Here is a 14,322-nt window from a genome sequence, read left to right as displayed (position 1 = left end):
GCGCCCAATGACTACAAAACGTAAACCTTATGTGCGCACCATGACGCCGACATGGTGGCAAAAGCTGGGTTTTTACCGCTTTTATATGCTGCGCGAAGGCACATCCGTTCCCACCGTCTGGTTCAGCATTGTGCTGATTTGCGGCTTGTTCTCGTTAAAAAATGGCCCGGACAGCTGGGCTGCGTTTACGAGCTTTTTGCAAAATCCGGTGGTCGTGATTTTAAACCTTATCACCCTGGCGGCGGCGCTGCTGCATACCAAAACCTGGTTTGAGCTGGCGCCGAAAGCGGCCAATATCATTATCAAAGATGAAAAGCTGGGGCCGGAGCCGATTATAAAAGGACTCTGGGTGGTTACCGTCGTCGTCACCGCTGTCGTGCTGTTTGTGGCTCTTTTCTGGTAAGGAGGATACCGTGATTCATTCAAACCCTAAACGTTCCGACGAGCCGGTATTCTGGGGCCTGTTTGGCGCAGGCGGCATGTGGGGCGCTATTTTCGCGCCGGTTATTGTGCTGCTGGTGGGCATTATGCTGCCGCTCGGTCTTTATCCGGGCGAGGCGTTAAGTTACGAGCGCGTGCTCGCGTTCGCCCAGAGCTATATCGGCCGCCTGTTTATTTTTCTGATGATTGTGCTGCCGCTATGGTGCGGGTTGCACCGTATTCATCACGCCATGCACGACCTGAAAATCCACGTGCCGAGCGGCAAATGGGTGTTCTACGGCCTGGCCGCTATCCTGACGGTAGTCACGCTGACCGGCGTCGTGACCGTCTGAAAAGCCCTCAGCAAAAAGCCCGCGCAAAAGCGGGCTTTTTTATGCGCGCCCTCTTTCTTTTACCTCTCTTTGCCGCGCCCGCCATAAGCAAAAATGCCCGGCTGATTCTACACTTAGCAAAAAGACTAAAAAGGAATACGCGATGAAAATCCTGCCCGTTGTTACCGCCGTTGCCGCTGCTTTTCTGGTTGTTGCCTGTAGCACGCCGACACCGCCACGAGGCGTTACCGTCGTTGAGAATTTCAACTCCACACGCTACCTGGGAAAATGGTATGAAATAGCCCGTTTCGACCATCGGTTTGAGCGCGGGCTTGAACAAGTGACGGCGACATACAGCCTGCGTGAAGATGGCGGAATTAATGTCATCAACCGTGGCTACAACCCCGATCGCGCTAAATGGCAAGATACCGATGGCAGAGCCTATTTTACCGGCAGCCCAAACCGCGCGGCGCTAAAAGTTTCGTTTTTCGGCCCGTTCTACGGCGGCTATAACGTGATAGCGCTTGATAAAGATTATCAGCATGCGCTGGTGTGCGGGCCGAATCGCGACTACTTGTGGATCCTTTCACGTACGCCGACCATCAGCCCGCAGGTTAAGCAAGAGATGCTGGATGCCGCGACGCGGCAGGGTTTCGCTGTAGAAAAACTGATCTGGGTAAAACAGAAGCCGCTTTAATGCGTGCTGAATTTTAACCCGACGATCCCTACCACTATCAGCGCGAGGCTCGCGATTCGGGCGAGACTCGCCGATTCCCCTAGCAACACAATGCCCGCTATCGCCGCGCCAACCGCGCCAATGCCTGTCCAGACCGCATAAGCCGTTCCGGTAGGCAGCGTTTTCATAGCAAATGACAGCATAACGATGCTGATAATCATCGACGTAACGGTAATAAGGCTTGGTACGAGGCGCGTAAAGCCGTGGGTGTATTTCAGGCCGACAGCCCAGACCACTTCAAGCAGACCAGCGATAAAAAGGATAATCCAGGACATAAAGATGACTCCCGTTCGAGCTGGGGTCGTCCCCGTTCATATGACGCGCTTATGGGTCGTCCCATAAGGCCAGTTGAAAAACTTATAAATGATCGCGTTATCAGAACCGGAATGCAACTTACCGGGGCTTAATTTCGGATAAGCAAAGGCTTAAGCGCAGAAATAGAGGCGTTAGAGCGCGTAAATCCGTGATTCAGCGGCGGTAAATCCTTTTATGATGGTTATTCAGTGACCTCTTGTCCGACCGCTCATTACGAAACTGACCATGTATAAAATTTTACTGATTGACCACTGTTATTTTAGCCGTCTTGGCATGGTGGGCTGGCTCAATCACTCTGAGTACTTTGCATCGCCTTTTGAGATAACCGCGACAGACCATCTGCTACGTGCAAGGGAATACATTATGCAGTGGCAGCCGGATATGGTCATCGCTGACCTGCATGGCTTTATGTCGGATATTCATCATATTAGCCAGCTTTCCTCCATTTTTGCCGCCTGCGGCAAGCATACTCGCTTACTGCTGCTGCAAAGCGGTATGTCCGAAGCGCTGGAGCACTATTGCGAAACGCATAAACCGTGGCAAACGGTAGAAAAGTCTATTCCGCTAGGCGACCTGAAGGACGTTATTGAACAGGCGATGCAGACGCGGCCGCAAACGCGCGAAGCGCGTACCGTCACCTCATTGCTTACCTTACGTGAAGAGCGAATTTTGAAATGGTGGACAGACGGAATAGCCAATGAAGTGATTGCCCGCAATATGGGCATCGCGGTAAAGACGGTCTACACCTATAAGCGCAATATCCGCATGAAGCTTGGCGTGGACAACCGGTTTTCGCTTTTTGTCCCCCAGCATGAGCTGAGAGTGGAATAAACGGTACGGCACAGTCAGCCGTACCGCCTACCAGGATTACTGCTGAGCTTTGGTCGCTGCGCCGGAAATGGCGCTGCCGCCGCTCTGAATATCTTCGCCCACGCCGCGAGTCGTGTTGCAGGCCGTCAGCAGAGAAGAAAGCACCAGTGCAGAAAAGAGCGCCGCCATTGTTTTCTTAGCCATAATTTCGTCCTTTTGTTACCAATGTTGTTTGTGTATAGCCACTTAAGCATAGACAAAATCCCGAAAAGCGACGGGAAAGAAGAAATTTTTAGGAGAAGTTGAGGTCAGCTGGCGGCACGTTCTATTGCATTGCCGAGGTGTTGAATATCTTCGCCAATACCGCGGGCGGTATTACAGCCGCTGAGGAGGGCGCAGGCAAAGAAGGTAAGCAGCAGGAAGCGAATAAAGGATTTCATCAGTCAGCCATCCCTGAGGCAACGGTGTGGCAGGCGCCACACCGCATACCAGACGTGAACTTATTTCACGCGAGATACGTATTCGCCAGAGCGGGTATCTACTTTAATCACTTCGCCAATCTGTACGAACAGCGGTACTTTCACCACTGCGCCAGTGGACAGGGTAGCCGGCTTGCCGCCTGTACCTGCGGTATCGCCTTTCAGACCCGGATCGGTATCAACAATTTCCAGTTCAACAAAGTTCGGCGGCGTGACGGAGATCGGCTGGCCGTTCCACAGGGTCACGATGCATTCCGCCTGGTCCAGCAGCCATTTAGCGTTGTCGCCTACGGCTTTCGCGTCTGCTGCCAGCTGTTCGAAGGTTTCGTTGTTCATGAAATGCCAGAACTCACCGTCGTTGTAGAGGTAAGTCAGATTCATATCGACAACGTCTGCGCCTTCTGCGGAGTCGGTGGATTTAAAGGTTTTTTCTACACGGGAACCGGTCAGCAGACGGCGCAGCTTAACGCGCGCGAACGCCTGACCTTTACCTGGTTTAACGAATTCGCTGGATTCAACGGCGTAAGGTTCGCCATCCATCATGATTTTAAGACCGGCACGAAAATCGTTGCTAGAATAAGTCGCCATAAGGCCCTCTGAAATTGTTAACTGGTAGCTAAGCCACAAAATGGCGCATATTGTAACCCTAAATCCCCCATCCAGAGAAGATTGGTTATCGCAACTTGCCGATGTTGTCACCGAGCCTGATGAGTTGCTCCAGCTTCTGAATATAGACGCTGATGCACAACTGCTCGCAGGACGTGACGCTCGCCGCCTGTTCGCGCTGCGCGTTCCCCGCGCATTTATCGCCCGCATGGAGAAGGGCAACCCGCACGATCCGCTTTTGCGTCAGGTGCTTACCTCGCATGAAGAGTTCATCGCCACGCCCGGCTTTTCCACCGATCCGCTGGAAGAGCAGAACAGCGTAGTGCCAGGCCTGCTGCATAAATACCGCAACCGCGCCCTGCTTCTGGTCAAAGGCGGTTGCGCGGTAAACTGTCGTTATTGTTTCCGCCGCCATTTTCCCTACGCAGATAACCAGGGCAACAAGCGCAACTGGCAGGCAGCGCTGGATTATATCGCCGCGCATCCCGAGCTTGATGAAATCATCTTTTCCGGCGGCGACCCGTTGATGGCGAAAGATAAAGAGCTGGACTGGTTGATCGCCGGGCTTGAGGCTATCCCGCATATTAAAAGGCTGCGTATTCACAGCCGCCTGCCGATAGTCATTCCGGCACGCATTACCGATGAACTGGTAGCGCGTCTTGCGCGCTCTTCGCTACAGGTATTGCTGGTCAACCATATCAACCACGCCCGGGAGATTGACGATGCGTTCCGCGACGCGATGGCGCGGCTGCGCAAAGCGGGCGTTACGTTGCTTAATCAAAGCGTGCTGCTCAGGGGAGTCAATGACCGCGCGCAGTCGCTGGCCGACCTCAGCAACGCGTTGTTTGATGCAGGCGTGATGCCTTATTACCTTCACGTGCTGGATAAAGTTCAGGGCGCGGCGCATTTCATGGTGAGCGACGAAGAAGCGCGGGAAATCATGAGGGAATTGCTGACGCTGGTTTCAGGTTATATGGTGCCGAAACTGACTCGTGAAATTGGCGGCGAACCCAGTAAAACGCCGCTGGATTTACAGCTGCGTCAACGCTAAGGCGAGTTTGAGCACGTAAGCCCTGCGCCATTCATAAGCCGGGTTTACACAAAAGCGCGCGCCAGCGGGAGAAACTTTGGGCGGGTAAGCGCAGCGCACCCGCCATAATTAATGCTTAATCAGTTTGGGCACTTATAAACCTGGCCAGTCATTTTGCTGGCGGTCGGCACAAAGCTTGAAAGCAGGTTTTGCGTTGGGCTGCTCACGCCGTAAATCACATTGCCGCCCATCTGCGCCGCCTGGTTGCGCAGATCGTTCGCCGCGCCGCGCATAGAGCCGCCCTCATCTCCCTGTTGGCCGGAGAGCCAGTTGCTCTGCTCGCCCGTAGCGGTTCCCACCAGCTGGCACGCAGCGCCTGGTTTTTCTTCTACGAAACGAACGCCCTGACCTGCCGCTGTCAGCTGATTGCTGGAGCTGGAGCTACATCCTGCCAGCAGCAGTGCTGCCACAACCATTCCTGCTGAGACTTTCACGCGCATGTTATTCCTCATTATCAGTATGCTGGACACAGTCTGCCCGGTAAGACCTTATACTAAAAAGATGACCAAAAGAAAAACCCCCGACCATTTCTGGTACGGGGGTTTACGTATTTCTGGGGACTCGCCCGCCGAAAACAGCGGACGAAGGCGATTACATCATGCCGCCCATGCCACCCATGCCGCCCATGCCGGCAGCGCCTAAATCAGCTTTGTCTTCTTTCGGCAGGTCAGTCACCATGCACTCGGTGGTGATCATCAGGCCTGCAACGGAAGAAGCGTACTGCAACGCAGAACGGGTAACTTTGGTCGGATCCAGGATACCCATGTCGATCATGTTGCCGTACTCTTCGGTCGCCGCGTTGTAACCGTAGTTACCGTCGCCTGCTTTCACGTTGTTAGCAACAACAGACGGCTCTTCGCCGGCGTTGGAAACGATCTGACGCAGCGGGGCTTCCATTGCGCGCAGCGCAACTTTGATACCCACGTTCTGATCTTCGTTCTGACCGGTCAGGCCAGCGATTTTCGCCGCAACGCGAACCAGCGCCACGCCGCCGCCAGCTACCACGCCTTCTTCCACCGCAGCACGGGTTGCGTGCAGGGCGTCTTCAACGCGGGCTTTCTTCTCTTTCATTTCGACTTCAGTCGCTGCGCCAACTTTGATTACCGCAACGCCGCCTGCCAGTTTCGCTACGCGCTCTTGCAGTTTTTCACGGTCGTAATCAGAGGTCGCTTCTTCGATCTGCTGGCGAATCTGACCTACGCGGCCCTGGATTGCAGCTTCTTCGCCCACACCGTCGATGATGGTGGTGGTGTCTTTGTTGATAACCACGCGTTTCGCCTGGCCCAGATCTTCAAGCGTTGCTTTTTCCAGCTCCATACCGATCTCTTCAGAGATAACGGTACCGCCAGTCAGGATAGCGATATCCTGGAGCATTGCTTTACGACGATCGCCGAAGCCCGGCGCTTTAACCGCCGCCACTTTCACGATGCCGCGCATGGTGTTGACCACCAGGGTCGCCAGCGCTTCGCCTTCAACATCTTCAGCCACGATCACCAGCGGCTTGCCAGCTTTCGCTACGGCTTCCAGAACCGGCAGCATTTCGCGGATGTTGGAGATTTTCTTGTCAGCCAGCAGGATGAACGGGCTTTCCAGCTCTACTGCGCCAGTTTCCGGCTTGTTGATGAAGTAAGGGGAGAGGTAGCCGCGGTCGAACTGCATCCCTTCCACTACGTCCAGCTCGTCTTGCAGGCCGGTGCCTTCTTCAACGGTGATAACGCCTTCTTTGCCCACTTTCTCCATGGCTTCTGCAATCAGCGTGCCTACGGTTTCGTCGGAGTTAGCGGAGATGGTGCCTACCTGAGCGATAGCTTTGGAGTCAGAGCACGGTACGGAGAGCGCTTTCAGCTCTTCAACCGCCGCCAGCACCGCTTTGTCGATGCCGCGCTTCAGGTCCATCGGGTTCATGCCCGCAGCCACAGCTTTCAGGCCTTCGTTCACGATAGCCTGCGCCAGTACGGTTGCGGTGGTGGTGCCGTCGCCTGCCGCGTCGTTCGCTTTGGAGGCCACTTCTTTCACCATCTGGGCGCCCATGTTCTCGAATTTGTCTTCCAGTTCGATCTCACGAGCAACGGATACGCCGTCTTTAGTGATGGTCGGCGCGCCGAAGGATTTGTCCAGTACTACGTTACGGCCTTTCGGGCCCAGGGTAACTTTAACCGCATCTGCCAGCACGTTTACGCCGCGCAGCATTTTCACACGAGCGTCGCTACCGAATTTTACGTCTTTAGCTGCCATATCTTTTTTTCCCTTAAATTCGTACGTTCAGTTAGTCGCGCGTGAAATTACGCTTCAACAATTGCCAGAATGTCGCTTTCGGACATGATCAGCACTTCCTGATCGTCCAGCTTCTCGGTTTTCACACCATAGCCATCATTGAAAATCACGATGTCGCCCACTTTTACATCCAGCGGCTTCACTTCGCCATTTTCAAGGATGCGGCCATTGCCAACAGCCAGCACTTCGCCACGGGTGGATTTGCCCGCCGCGGAGCCGGTCAGAACGATGCCGCCAGCAGATTTGGATTCAACTTCTTTACGCTTGACGATCACACGATCATGCAATGGACGAATATTCATTGATAGCTCTCCTTTGAGAAAGTCCGTATCAGTTATGGGTAACGCCGAAGCCTGTATGCTCGCGGCTGGTGCCCTGAGAGATGGGGATGGGCTTTTCCCCCTTCAAGGGGGAAAAATAAAATTTTTTTCGCTTTTTTACCGATCGTCGCGATCGCGCTCTTCCAGACGCTTAGGACCGTCGTCTTTGCGCTGGTATTCGCCTTCGAAAGTATTGCCGTCGCCCGCGCTAAATCCGCCGCCCGGCATGCGGCCAAAGCGCAAATGGGGAAGCAGCTTCAGCGTCAGGTGTTTTTGCACAGGCGGCAACAGAAGCAGCAGGCCGAGGAAATCGGTAAAGAAGCCCGGTAACAATAGCAGGAAACCGGCGATGATAAGCGAAACGCTTTTCACCATCTCCGCCGCCGGGCTTTCGCCCGCCGCCATTTTTTCCTGCATCAGCAGAAAGTTTTTCAGCCCCTGGTTGCGAACCAGCGACATGCCAATCACTGAGGTGAAAATCACCAGCACCAGCGTCAGGAACACGCCCAGCGCATGGGCCACCTGAATGAAAATTGAAATCTCAATGTAAACATAGAGAAAGATAGCGATAAAGGGTATCCAGCGCACCGGCACCTCCTGTTCGGGCGAACGCCTTATAGCGGTCGCAAGTAAACGTTTTTTCAGCAGATTAGTCAGACATGGAGGCGCGGTAGCCAACATTCAATCGCTTTGCCGCGATATTTTTCCTGAAATTAATAAGCGGTGATGCATTTCACAGATTAATAATTGTTATATCCCGACGGCGACAATAAGTGATCCAGATTACGGCTTTTCGCTATCATCAGCATATCATCACGGGCACCAGGCCAAATGAGGCTAAAAATGTTGGTCATCGCGGCTCCATAACCACATATCTCCTGCGTGTTTGGTGCAAACTTAGTCATTAAGCAAAGAAGGTTCACATGTTAAACAACATTCGTATCGAAGAAGATTTGTTGGGTACCAGGGAAGTTCCAGCGGACGCCTACTATGGCGTTCATACTCTGCGTGCGATTGAAAACTTTTACATCAGCAACAGCAAAATCAGCGATATTCCGGAGTTTGTGCGCGGCATGGTGATGGTGAAAAAAGCCGCCGCTATGGCCAACAAAGAGCTGCAAACGATTCCAAAAAGCGTGGCTAACGCGATTATCGCCGCCTGTGATGAGGTGCTGAACAACGGCAAGTGCATGGATCAATTCCCGGTAGACGTTTACCAGGGCGGCGCTGGCACTTCCGTCAACATGAATACCAACGAAGTGCTGGCGAACATCGGCCTTGAGCTGATGGGCCATCAGAAAGGCGAATACCAGTACCTCAACCCGAATGACCATGTGAACAAATGCCAGTCCACCAACGACGCCTACCCGACGGGCTTTCGTATCGCGGTTTACGCCTCCATCGTAAAACTGGTCGACGCCATCAACCAGTTAGGCGAAGGCTTCCAGCGTAAGGCGGTAGAGTTTGAAACGATTCTGAAGATGGGCCGCACTCAGCTCCAGGACGCGGTGCCGATGACCCTTGGTCAGGAGTTCCACGCGTTTACCGTGCTGCTGAACGAAGAGACCAAAAACCTGCTGCGCACAGCGGAATTGCTGCTGGAAGTGAACCTCGGCGCAACCGCCATCGGCACGCGCCTCAACACGCCGGACGGTTACCAGCAGTTGGCGGTGCAGAAACTGGCGGAAGTGAGCAACCTGCCGGTAGTGCCGGCAGAAGATCTGATTGAAGCAACGTCTGACTGCGGCGCTTACGTGATGGTGCACAGCTCGCTGAAACGTCTGGCGGTTAAGCTCTCTAAAATCTGTAACGACCTGCGCCTGCTCTCTTCCGGCCCGCGCGCGGGCCTGAACGAAATCAACCTGCCGGAACTACAGGCAGGCTCGTCCATCATGCCGGCCAAAGTCAATCCGGTCGTGCCGGAAGTGGTAAACCAGGTGTGCTTCAAAGTTATTGGCAACGACACCACGGTGACCATGGCTTCCGAAGCTGGACAGTTGCAGCTCAACGTCATGGAGCCGGTTATCGGCCAGGCGATGTTTGAATCTATCCACATCCTGACTAACGCCTGCTATAACCTGCTGGAAAAATGCGTTAACGGCATCACCGCCAACAAAGAAGTGTGCGAAGGCTACGTTTACAACTCCATCGGCATCGTGACCTACCTCAATCCGTTCATTGGCCACCACAACGGCGATATCGTCGGCAAGATTTGCGCCATGACCGGTAAGAGCGTGCGGGAAGTGGTGCTGGAGCGCGGCTTGCTGACCGAAGCGGAGCTTGACGACATCTTCTCAGTGCATAATCTGATGCATCCGGTCTACAAAGCAAAACGTTATACCGATGAAAGCGAACAATAAGCCCCATTCAGGGTAAACTTAAAAAGGCACGTCCTCAGGGACGTGCCTTTTTCGTTTTGTGGATACCAAATTACAACATTTAATTATCCAACAATTAACCATCAAGGAAGCCACCATGATAGTTGTCGAACTTATCATCGTTTTACTGGCCATTTTTCTTGGCGCCAGGCTTGGCGGGATCGGCATAGGTTATGCCGGCGGGCTGGGAGTACTGGTGCTGGCCGCCATCGGCGTTAAGCCGGGCAATATCCCTTTTGACGTTATCTCTATCATTATGGCGGTGATAGCCGCTATCTCCGCGATGCAAATCGCAGGCGGGCTCGATTATCTGGTTAACCAGACGGAAAAGCTGCTGCGTAAAAACCCCAAATACATCACCGTGCTTGCGCCCATCGTCACTTACTTTCTGACCATTTTCGCCGGCACCGGGAATATTTCGCTCGCCACGCTGCCGGTTATTGCCGAAGTGGCGAAAGAACAGGGAATAAAACCCTGCCGCCCGCTTTCCACGGCGGTTGTGGCGGCGCAGATCGCTATTACCGCCTCGCCGATTTCCGCCGCAGTGGTATATATGTCCTCCGTCATGGAAAACCACGGCGTGAGTTACATTCACCTGCTGATGGTGGTAATGCCCTCCACACTGCTGGCGGTGCTGGTGATGTCTTTTATCGTGTCGATGCTGTTTAACTCGAAACTCTCTGACGACCCGGTTTACCAGAAGCGATTTGCCGAAGGGCTGATTGAACTGCGCGGCGATAAGCAAATTGAGATTAAACCGCGCGCGAAAACGTCCGTCTGGTTATTCCTGCTGGGCGTGGTGTGTGTGGTTATCTACGCCATCGTCAATAGCCCAAGCCTTGGGCTGGTGGCGACGCCGCTAATGAACACCACCAGCGCCATTTTGATTATCATGCTCAGCGTCGCCACGCTTATCACGCTTATCTGTCGCGTGGAAACAGACAGCATTCTCAGTTCCAGCACCTTTAAAGCCGGTATGAGCGCCTGTATCTGTATTCTTGGCGTCGCCTGGCTCGGCGATACCTTTGTTTCCCACAATATTGACTGGATCAAGGCGACGGCGGGCAGCGTGATTCAGGGCCACCCGTGGCTGCTGGCGCTGATTTTCTTTATCGCTTCCGCGCTGCTTTACTCGCAAGCGGCAACGGCGAAAGCCCTGATGCCGATGGCGCTGGCGCTGAACGTGTCGCCGCTGACGGCGGTGGCCTCTTTTGCCGCCGTTTCCGGGCTGTTTATTCTGCCAACTTATCCGACGCTGGTCGCTGCCGTACAGATGGATGATACAGGCACCACCCGCATCGGGCGTTTTGTGTTTAACCATCCGTTTTTCATTCCGGGCACGCTGGGCGTAGTGCTCTCGGTCTGTTTCGGCTTCCTGCTCGGCAGCGTCATGCTGTAACGCTAGTTTAAAGGGCGCTGCGGCGCCCTTTACGTGTTAACCCGCCTTTACATACCGTTGCTAACAAGATGAGAGTAGCCATTGTATAGTAGCCGTTTCCCTTTTCGGGCAATGACTCACGAGGTGCTCATGTCGGACTCGCAAACGCCAGGCTCTTCTCCTCAGAATGCTGTAGTGATCTTATGTACCGCGCCGGATGAAGCCACCGCGCAGGAGCTGGCGGCAAAAGTGTTGGCGGAAAAGCTCGCCGCCTGCGTTACGCTGCTGCCGGGCGCCTCTTCGCTCTATTACTGGGAAGGCAAGCTTGAGCAGGAGTATGAAGTACAAATGCTGCTGAAAAGCGATGCGGCTCATCAGCAGGCATTGTTGACTTGCCTGAAAACCCATCACCCGTACCAGACCCCTGAACTGCTGGTTCTGCCAGTTCTCCACGGAGACAATGATTACCTCTCATGGCTCAACGCATCCTTACGCTGATCCTGCTGTTATGCAGCGCTTCGGCTTTCGCCGGGCTGTTTGACGCCCCGGGCAAAAGCCAGTTTGTTCCCGCAGACCAGGCTTTCGCCTTTGACTTTCAGCAGCGCGGCCAGGAGGTCGTGCTGAACTGGCAGATTAAGCCAGGCTACTACCTCTACCGCCAGCAAATCACCATCGCGCCGGATAAAGCGACCCTTGCGCCCGTCGCAATGCCGCAGGGCGTGTGGCATGAAGATGAGTTTTACGGCAAAAGCGAAATTTATAAGCAGCAGTTAAGCCTGCCCGTTACGCTCAGCCATGCAGACCAGGGCGCCTCGTTAAGCGTGACTTACCAGGGTTGCGCCGAGGCGGGCTTCTGTTATCCGCCAGAGACTCGCGTGGTGCCGGTAAGCGCCGCAGCGCAGTCTGCGCCAGCGCCAGGCGCGAAAACAAAACCCAATGCGCTTATGCCGCCGCTTCCTCCAGCCAGCGCGGCGGCCGGTTCGCCGGAAGCGGGCGCAGAACACGCGCCTTTCGCCGCGAAAGAACAACCTGGCGCGAATAACGAAGCCCCTCCCGCCACGCTCCCCTTCTCCGCCTTATGGGCCTTGCTGATAGGCATCGGCGTTGCGTTTACGCCCTGCGTGCTGCCAATGTATCCGCTTATCTCCGGCATTGTGCTTGGCGGCAGGCAACGGCTTTCTACCGGGCGGGCATTGCTGCTCACCTTTATCTACGTGCAGGGCATGGCGCTAACTTACACCGCGCTGGGCCTTGTGGTCGCTGCCGCCGGGCTGCAATTCCAGGCGGCGCTGCAAAGCCCGTGGGTGCTGATTTCGCTCTCCGTAGTGTTTATTCTGCTCGCGCTTTCCATGTTCGGTCTTTTCACGCTGCAACTGCCCTCTTCGCTGCAAACGCGCCTGACGTTGATGAGCAACCGCCAGCAGGGCGGCTCGGCAGGCGGCGTGTTTGCTATGGGGGCTATCGCCGGGCTTATCTGTTCGCCCTGCACCACCGCCCCGCTCAGCGCCATTCTGCTTTATATCGCCCAGAGCGGTAATGTCTGGCTCGGCGGCGGCACGCTCTACCTTTACGCGCTGGGCATGGGGCTGCCGCTGATGCTGATTACGGTGTTCGGCAACCGGCTGTTGCCAAAAAGCGGCCCGTGGATGGCGCAGGTTAAAACCGCGTTTGGCTTTGTTATCCTGGCGCTGCCGGTATTTCTGCTTGAGCGCGTGCTGGGAGAAACCTGGGGGCTGCGGCTCTGGGGCCTGCTTGGCGTCGCCTTTTTCGGCTGGGCTTTCATCGCCAGCCTGAAGGCGGAAAAAGCCTGGCTGCGCGTAGTGCAAGTTGCGCTGCTCGCCGCCGCGCTGGTGAGCGCCCGGCCCTTGCAGGACTGGGTGTTTGGCGCCTCTGCCGCCACCACGCAGGCGCACCTGAACTTCACGCGCATCAATAATGTCGATGAGCTGAACCAGGCGCTGGCGCAGGCAAAAGGCAAGCCGGTGATGCTGGACCTCTACGCCGACTGGTGCGTCGCCTGCAAAGAGTTTGAAAAATACACCTTCAGCGAGCCGGCTGTGCAGAACGCGCTAAAAAATACGGTACTGTTGCAGGCGGACGTTACGGCTAACAGCGCGCAGGATGCGGCTTTGCTTAAGCGCCTGAACGTCCTTGGCCTGCCGACTATTTTGTTCTTTGACGCGGCAGGCAACGAGCAGCCTGCGGAGCGCGTGACGGGGTTTATGAATGCCGACGCGTTTAATTCGCATTTGCGCAATCTACAGCGGTAAACGACACTTTGAGTGGAAAAAACCGTTGGGATGAACGGAGGAGTGAACCGTGCAACGTGAAGAAGTATTAGAGCACGCCCTGCATGTCCTTGAACAACAAGGGCTTGCTAACACCACGTTCGGGATGGTGGCTGCCAGGGCGGATTACCCGATAGATGAGATGCAGCGTTTCTGGCCGGATCGTGAGGCGCTGCTGTACGACGCGTTGCGCTACCACAGTCAACAAATCGATGCCTGGCGCAGGCAGCTTATCCATGATGAAGAGATGCGCGACGAAGATAAACTGCTGGCGCGCTACGACGCGCTCTCTGGCTGCGTGGATAACGAGCGCTATCCGGGCTGCCTGTTTATCGCCGCCTGCTCGTTCTTTCCGGATGCCTCGCATCCTATTCATCAGCTTGCGGATCAGCAAAAACGCGCCGCATGGGAGTTTACCCACGAACTGCTGACGCGCCTGGAAGTGGACGACCCGGCGATGGTGGCGGAGCAGATGGAGCTGGTGCTGGAAGGGTGCCTTAGCCGTCTGCTGGTTAAACATGACCGCGCGGATGTAGATACTGCGAAGCGGCTGGCGGAAGATATCCTTCGCCTGGCGCTGTGTCGTCAGGGCGGCGCGTTAACCTGAGCGTAGCTTTTGCGGTTTTTGCATGAAAAGCAGGCAGTCGACACAGTTTTACCGATTTTTTATGACAAAGCCGTTGACGCCCCGCAGCCTTTACGGTTTAATGCGCCCCGTTGCCCGGATAGCTCAGTCGGTAGAGCAGGGGATTGAAAATCCCCGTGTCCTTGGTTCGATTCCGAGTCCGGGCACCACTTATTCAGAGAACCCGCCCAAAAGGCGGGTTTTTGCTTTTGGGCTTTCCGGACTCTCCATCGAACTCCGTTCGATTGTTCGCCACCTCCCTGTGGCTCAC

General features: G+C 55.0%; 18 protein-coding genes and 1 tRNA gene. 11 read left to right on the top strand and 8 right to left on the bottom strand.

What is annotated here, in order from left to right; translation table 11 throughout:
• Positions 1–7: 7 nt before the first annotated feature.
• The 3 genes from frdC (at position 8) to DW56_RS02355 (ending at position 1,449) form a co-directional block, all read left to right on the top strand.
• A complete protein-coding gene (frdC, locus tag DW56_RS02365) occupies positions 8–403 on the top strand; it encodes a fumarate reductase subunit FrdC (protein WP_024553400.1) in 396 nt (131 codons plus the stop codon).
• Positions 404–413: 10 nt separating this feature from the next.
• Positions 414–773, top strand: coding sequence for a fumarate reductase subunit FrdD (gene frdD / locus DW56_RS02360; RefSeq protein ID WP_024553401.1), 360 nt, complete (start codon positions 414–416; stop codon positions 771–773).
• A gap of 142 nt (positions 774–915) precedes the next feature.
• Positions 916–1,449, top strand: coding sequence for a lipocalin family protein (locus DW56_RS02355; RefSeq protein WP_024553402.1), 534 nt, complete (start codon positions 916–918; stop codon positions 1,447–1,449).
• Here DW56_RS02355 and sugE read toward each other — a convergent pair.
• Entirely contained in the window at positions 1,446–1,763 is a 318-nt protein-coding gene (gene sugE / locus DW56_RS02350; RefSeq protein WP_024553403.1) for a quaternary ammonium compound efflux SMR transporter SugE, read from the bottom strand. The genes DW56_RS02355 and sugE overlap by 4 nt on opposite strands.
• A 265-nt stretch (positions 1,764–2,028) precedes the next feature.
• Here sugE and DW56_RS02345 point away from each other — a divergent pair, with 265 nt between their 5' ends.
• Entirely contained in the window at positions 2,029–2,634 is a 606-nt protein-coding gene (locus DW56_RS02345; RefSeq protein ID WP_024553404.1) for a LuxR C-terminal-related transcriptional regulator, read from the top strand.
• 36 nt (positions 2,635–2,670) lie between these two features.
• On the opposite strand, the gene ecnB is transcribed toward DW56_RS02345, so the two are convergent.
• The 3 genes from ecnB to efp all read right to left on the bottom strand — a co-directional run bounded on the left by ecnB (position 2,671) and on the right by efp (position 3,680).
• A complete protein-coding gene (gene ecnB / locus DW56_RS02340) occupies positions 2,671–2,817 on the bottom strand; it encodes a lipoprotein toxin entericidin B (RefSeq protein WP_024553405.1) in 147 nt (48 codons plus the stop codon).
• 104 nt (positions 2,818–2,921) lie between these two features.
• A complete protein-coding gene (locus DW56_RS21190; protein WP_064503431.1) occupies positions 2,922–3,053 on the bottom strand; it encodes an entericidin A/B family lipoprotein in 132 nt (43 codons plus the stop codon).
• Between the two features lie 60 nt (positions 3,054–3,113).
• On the bottom strand, positions 3,114–3,680 hold the full coding sequence (gene efp / locus DW56_RS02335; protein ID WP_004386068.1) for an elongation factor P: 567 nt from the start codon (positions 3,678–3,680) through the stop codon (positions 3,114–3,116).
• Positions 3,681–3,720: 40 nt separating this feature from the next.
• Between efp and epmB the strand changes: the two genes are divergently transcribed.
• Positions 3,721–4,749 (top strand): EF-P beta-lysylation protein EpmB, encoded by a 1,029-nt coding sequence (gene epmB, locus DW56_RS02330; protein WP_024553406.1) that lies wholly within the window; start codon positions 3,721–3,723, stop codon positions 4,747–4,749.
• Between the two features lie 119 nt (positions 4,750–4,868).
• On the opposite strand, the gene DW56_RS02325 is transcribed toward epmB, so the two are convergent.
• From DW56_RS02325 to DW56_RS02310, 4 genes are all read right to left on the bottom strand, one after another.
• The gene (locus tag DW56_RS02325) at positions 4,869–5,228 is read right to left on the bottom strand and encodes a DUF4156 domain-containing protein (protein ID WP_035889403.1); all 360 of its coding nucleotides are present in this window, start codon (positions 5,226–5,228) and stop codon (positions 4,869–4,871) included.
• Between the two features lie 151 nt (positions 5,229–5,379).
• Complete coding sequence (groL, locus tag DW56_RS02320; RefSeq protein ID WP_024553408.1) at positions 5,380–7,023, bottom strand: chaperonin GroEL; 1,644 nt, start codon at positions 7,021–7,023, stop codon at positions 5,380–5,382.
• Between the two features lie 47 nt (positions 7,024–7,070).
• Positions 7,071–7,364, bottom strand: a complete 294-nt coding sequence (locus DW56_RS02315; RefSeq protein ID WP_024553409.1) for a co-chaperone GroES — start codon at positions 7,362–7,364, stop codon at positions 7,071–7,073.
• A 135-nt stretch (positions 7,365–7,499) separates the two neighbouring features.
• Complete coding sequence (locus DW56_RS02310; RefSeq protein ID WP_024553410.1) at positions 7,500–7,970, bottom strand: FxsA family protein; 471 nt, start codon at positions 7,968–7,970, stop codon at positions 7,500–7,502.
• A gap of 335 nt (positions 7,971–8,305) precedes the next feature.
• On the opposite strand from DW56_RS02310, the gene aspA reads away from it, so the two are divergent.
• The 6 genes from aspA to DW56_RS02280 all read left to right on the top strand — a co-directional run bounded on the left by aspA (position 8,306) and on the right by DW56_RS02280 (position 14,221).
• Positions 8,306–9,742: an aspartate ammonia-lyase gene (aspA, locus tag DW56_RS02305; protein ID WP_024553411.1), complete on the top strand. Its 1,437-nt coding sequence runs from the start codon at positions 8,306–8,308 to the stop codon at positions 9,740–9,742.
• A gap of 115 nt (positions 9,743–9,857) precedes the next feature.
• Positions 9,858–11,159, top strand: coding sequence for an anaerobic C4-dicarboxylate transporter (locus tag DW56_RS02300; RefSeq protein ID WP_024553412.1), 1,302 nt, complete (start codon positions 9,858–9,860; stop codon positions 11,157–11,159).
• Between the two features lie 129 nt (positions 11,160–11,288).
• Positions 11,289–11,636: a divalent cation tolerance protein CutA gene (cutA, locus tag DW56_RS02295; protein WP_024553413.1), complete on the top strand. Its 348-nt coding sequence runs from the start codon at positions 11,289–11,291 to the stop codon at positions 11,634–11,636.
• Positions 11,612–13,408 (top strand): protein-disulfide reductase DsbD, encoded by a 1,797-nt coding sequence (locus tag DW56_RS02290; RefSeq protein WP_024562159.1) that lies wholly within the window; start codon positions 11,612–11,614, stop codon positions 13,406–13,408. The genes cutA and DW56_RS02290 overlap by 25 nt, the downstream gene beginning before the upstream one ends.
• Before the next feature lie 49 nt (positions 13,409–13,457).
• The gene (locus DW56_RS02285; RefSeq protein WP_024553415.1) at positions 13,458–14,033 is read left to right on the top strand and encodes a transcriptional regulator; all 576 of its coding nucleotides are present in this window, start codon (positions 13,458–13,460) and stop codon (positions 14,031–14,033) included.
• Positions 14,034–14,145: 112 nt separating this feature from the next.
• Positions 14,146–14,221, top strand: a tRNA-Phe gene (locus tag DW56_RS02280).
• Positions 14,222–14,322: the final 101 nt, after the last annotated feature.

The organism is Franconibacter helveticus LMG 23732, from assembly GCF_000463115.2.
Classification (GTDB): Bacteria; Pseudomonadota; Gammaproteobacteria; order Enterobacterales; family Enterobacteriaceae; genus Franconibacter; species Franconibacter helveticus.
This window is presented reverse-complemented; position numbering and strand designations above follow the sequence as displayed.

Bases quoted from the DNA above. Each gene is read 5' to 3' on its own strand.
- frdC (WP_024553400.1), top strand. From the start codon at position 8: ATGACTACAAAACGTAAACCTTATGTGCGCACCATGACGCCGACATGG.
- DW56_RS02355 (WP_024553402.1), top strand. From the start codon at position 916: ATGAAAATCCTGCCCGTTGTTACCGCCGTTGCCGCTGCTTTTCTGGTT.
- sugE (WP_024553403.1), bottom strand. From the start codon at position 1,763: ATGTCCTGGATTATCCTTTTTATCGCTGGTCTGCTTGAAGTGGTCTGG.
- DW56_RS02345 (WP_024553404.1), top strand. From the start codon at position 2,029: ATGTATAAAATTTTACTGATTGACCACTGTTATTTTAGCCGTCTTGGC.
- ecnB (WP_024553405.1), bottom strand. From the start codon at position 2,817: ATGGCTAAGAAAACAATGGCGGCGCTCTTTTCTGCACTGGTGCTTTCT.
- DW56_RS21190 (WP_064503431.1), bottom strand. From the start codon at position 3,053: ATGAAATCCTTTATTCGCTTCCTGCTGCTTACCTTCTTTGCCTGCGCC.
- efp (WP_004386068.1), bottom strand. From the start codon at position 3,680: ATGGCGACTTATTCTAGCAACGATTTTCGTGCCGGTCTTAAAATCATG.
- epmB (WP_024553406.1), top strand. From the start codon at position 3,721: ATGGCGCATATTGTAACCCTAAATCCCCCATCCAGAGAAGATTGGTTA.
- DW56_RS02325 (WP_035889403.1), bottom strand. From the start codon at position 5,228: ATGCGCGTGAAAGTCTCAGCAGGAATGGTTGTGGCAGCACTGCTGCTG.
- groL (WP_024553408.1), bottom strand. From the start codon at position 7,023: ATGGCAGCTAAAGACGTAAAATTCGGTAGCGACGCTCGTGTGAAAATG.
- DW56_RS02315 (WP_024553409.1), bottom strand. From the start codon at position 7,364: ATGAATATTCGTCCATTGCATGATCGTGTGATCGTCAAGCGTAAAGAA.
- aspA (WP_024553411.1), top strand. From the start codon at position 8,306: ATGTTAAACAACATTCGTATCGAAGAAGATTTGTTGGGTACCAGGGAA.
- DW56_RS02300 (WP_024553412.1), top strand. From the start codon at position 9,858: ATGATAGTTGTCGAACTTATCATCGTTTTACTGGCCATTTTTCTTGGC.
- cutA (WP_024553413.1), top strand. From the start codon at position 11,289: ATGTCGGACTCGCAAACGCCAGGCTCTTCTCCTCAGAATGCTGTAGTG.
- DW56_RS02290 (WP_024562159.1), top strand. From the start codon at position 11,612: ATGGCTCAACGCATCCTTACGCTGATCCTGCTGTTATGCAGCGCTTCG.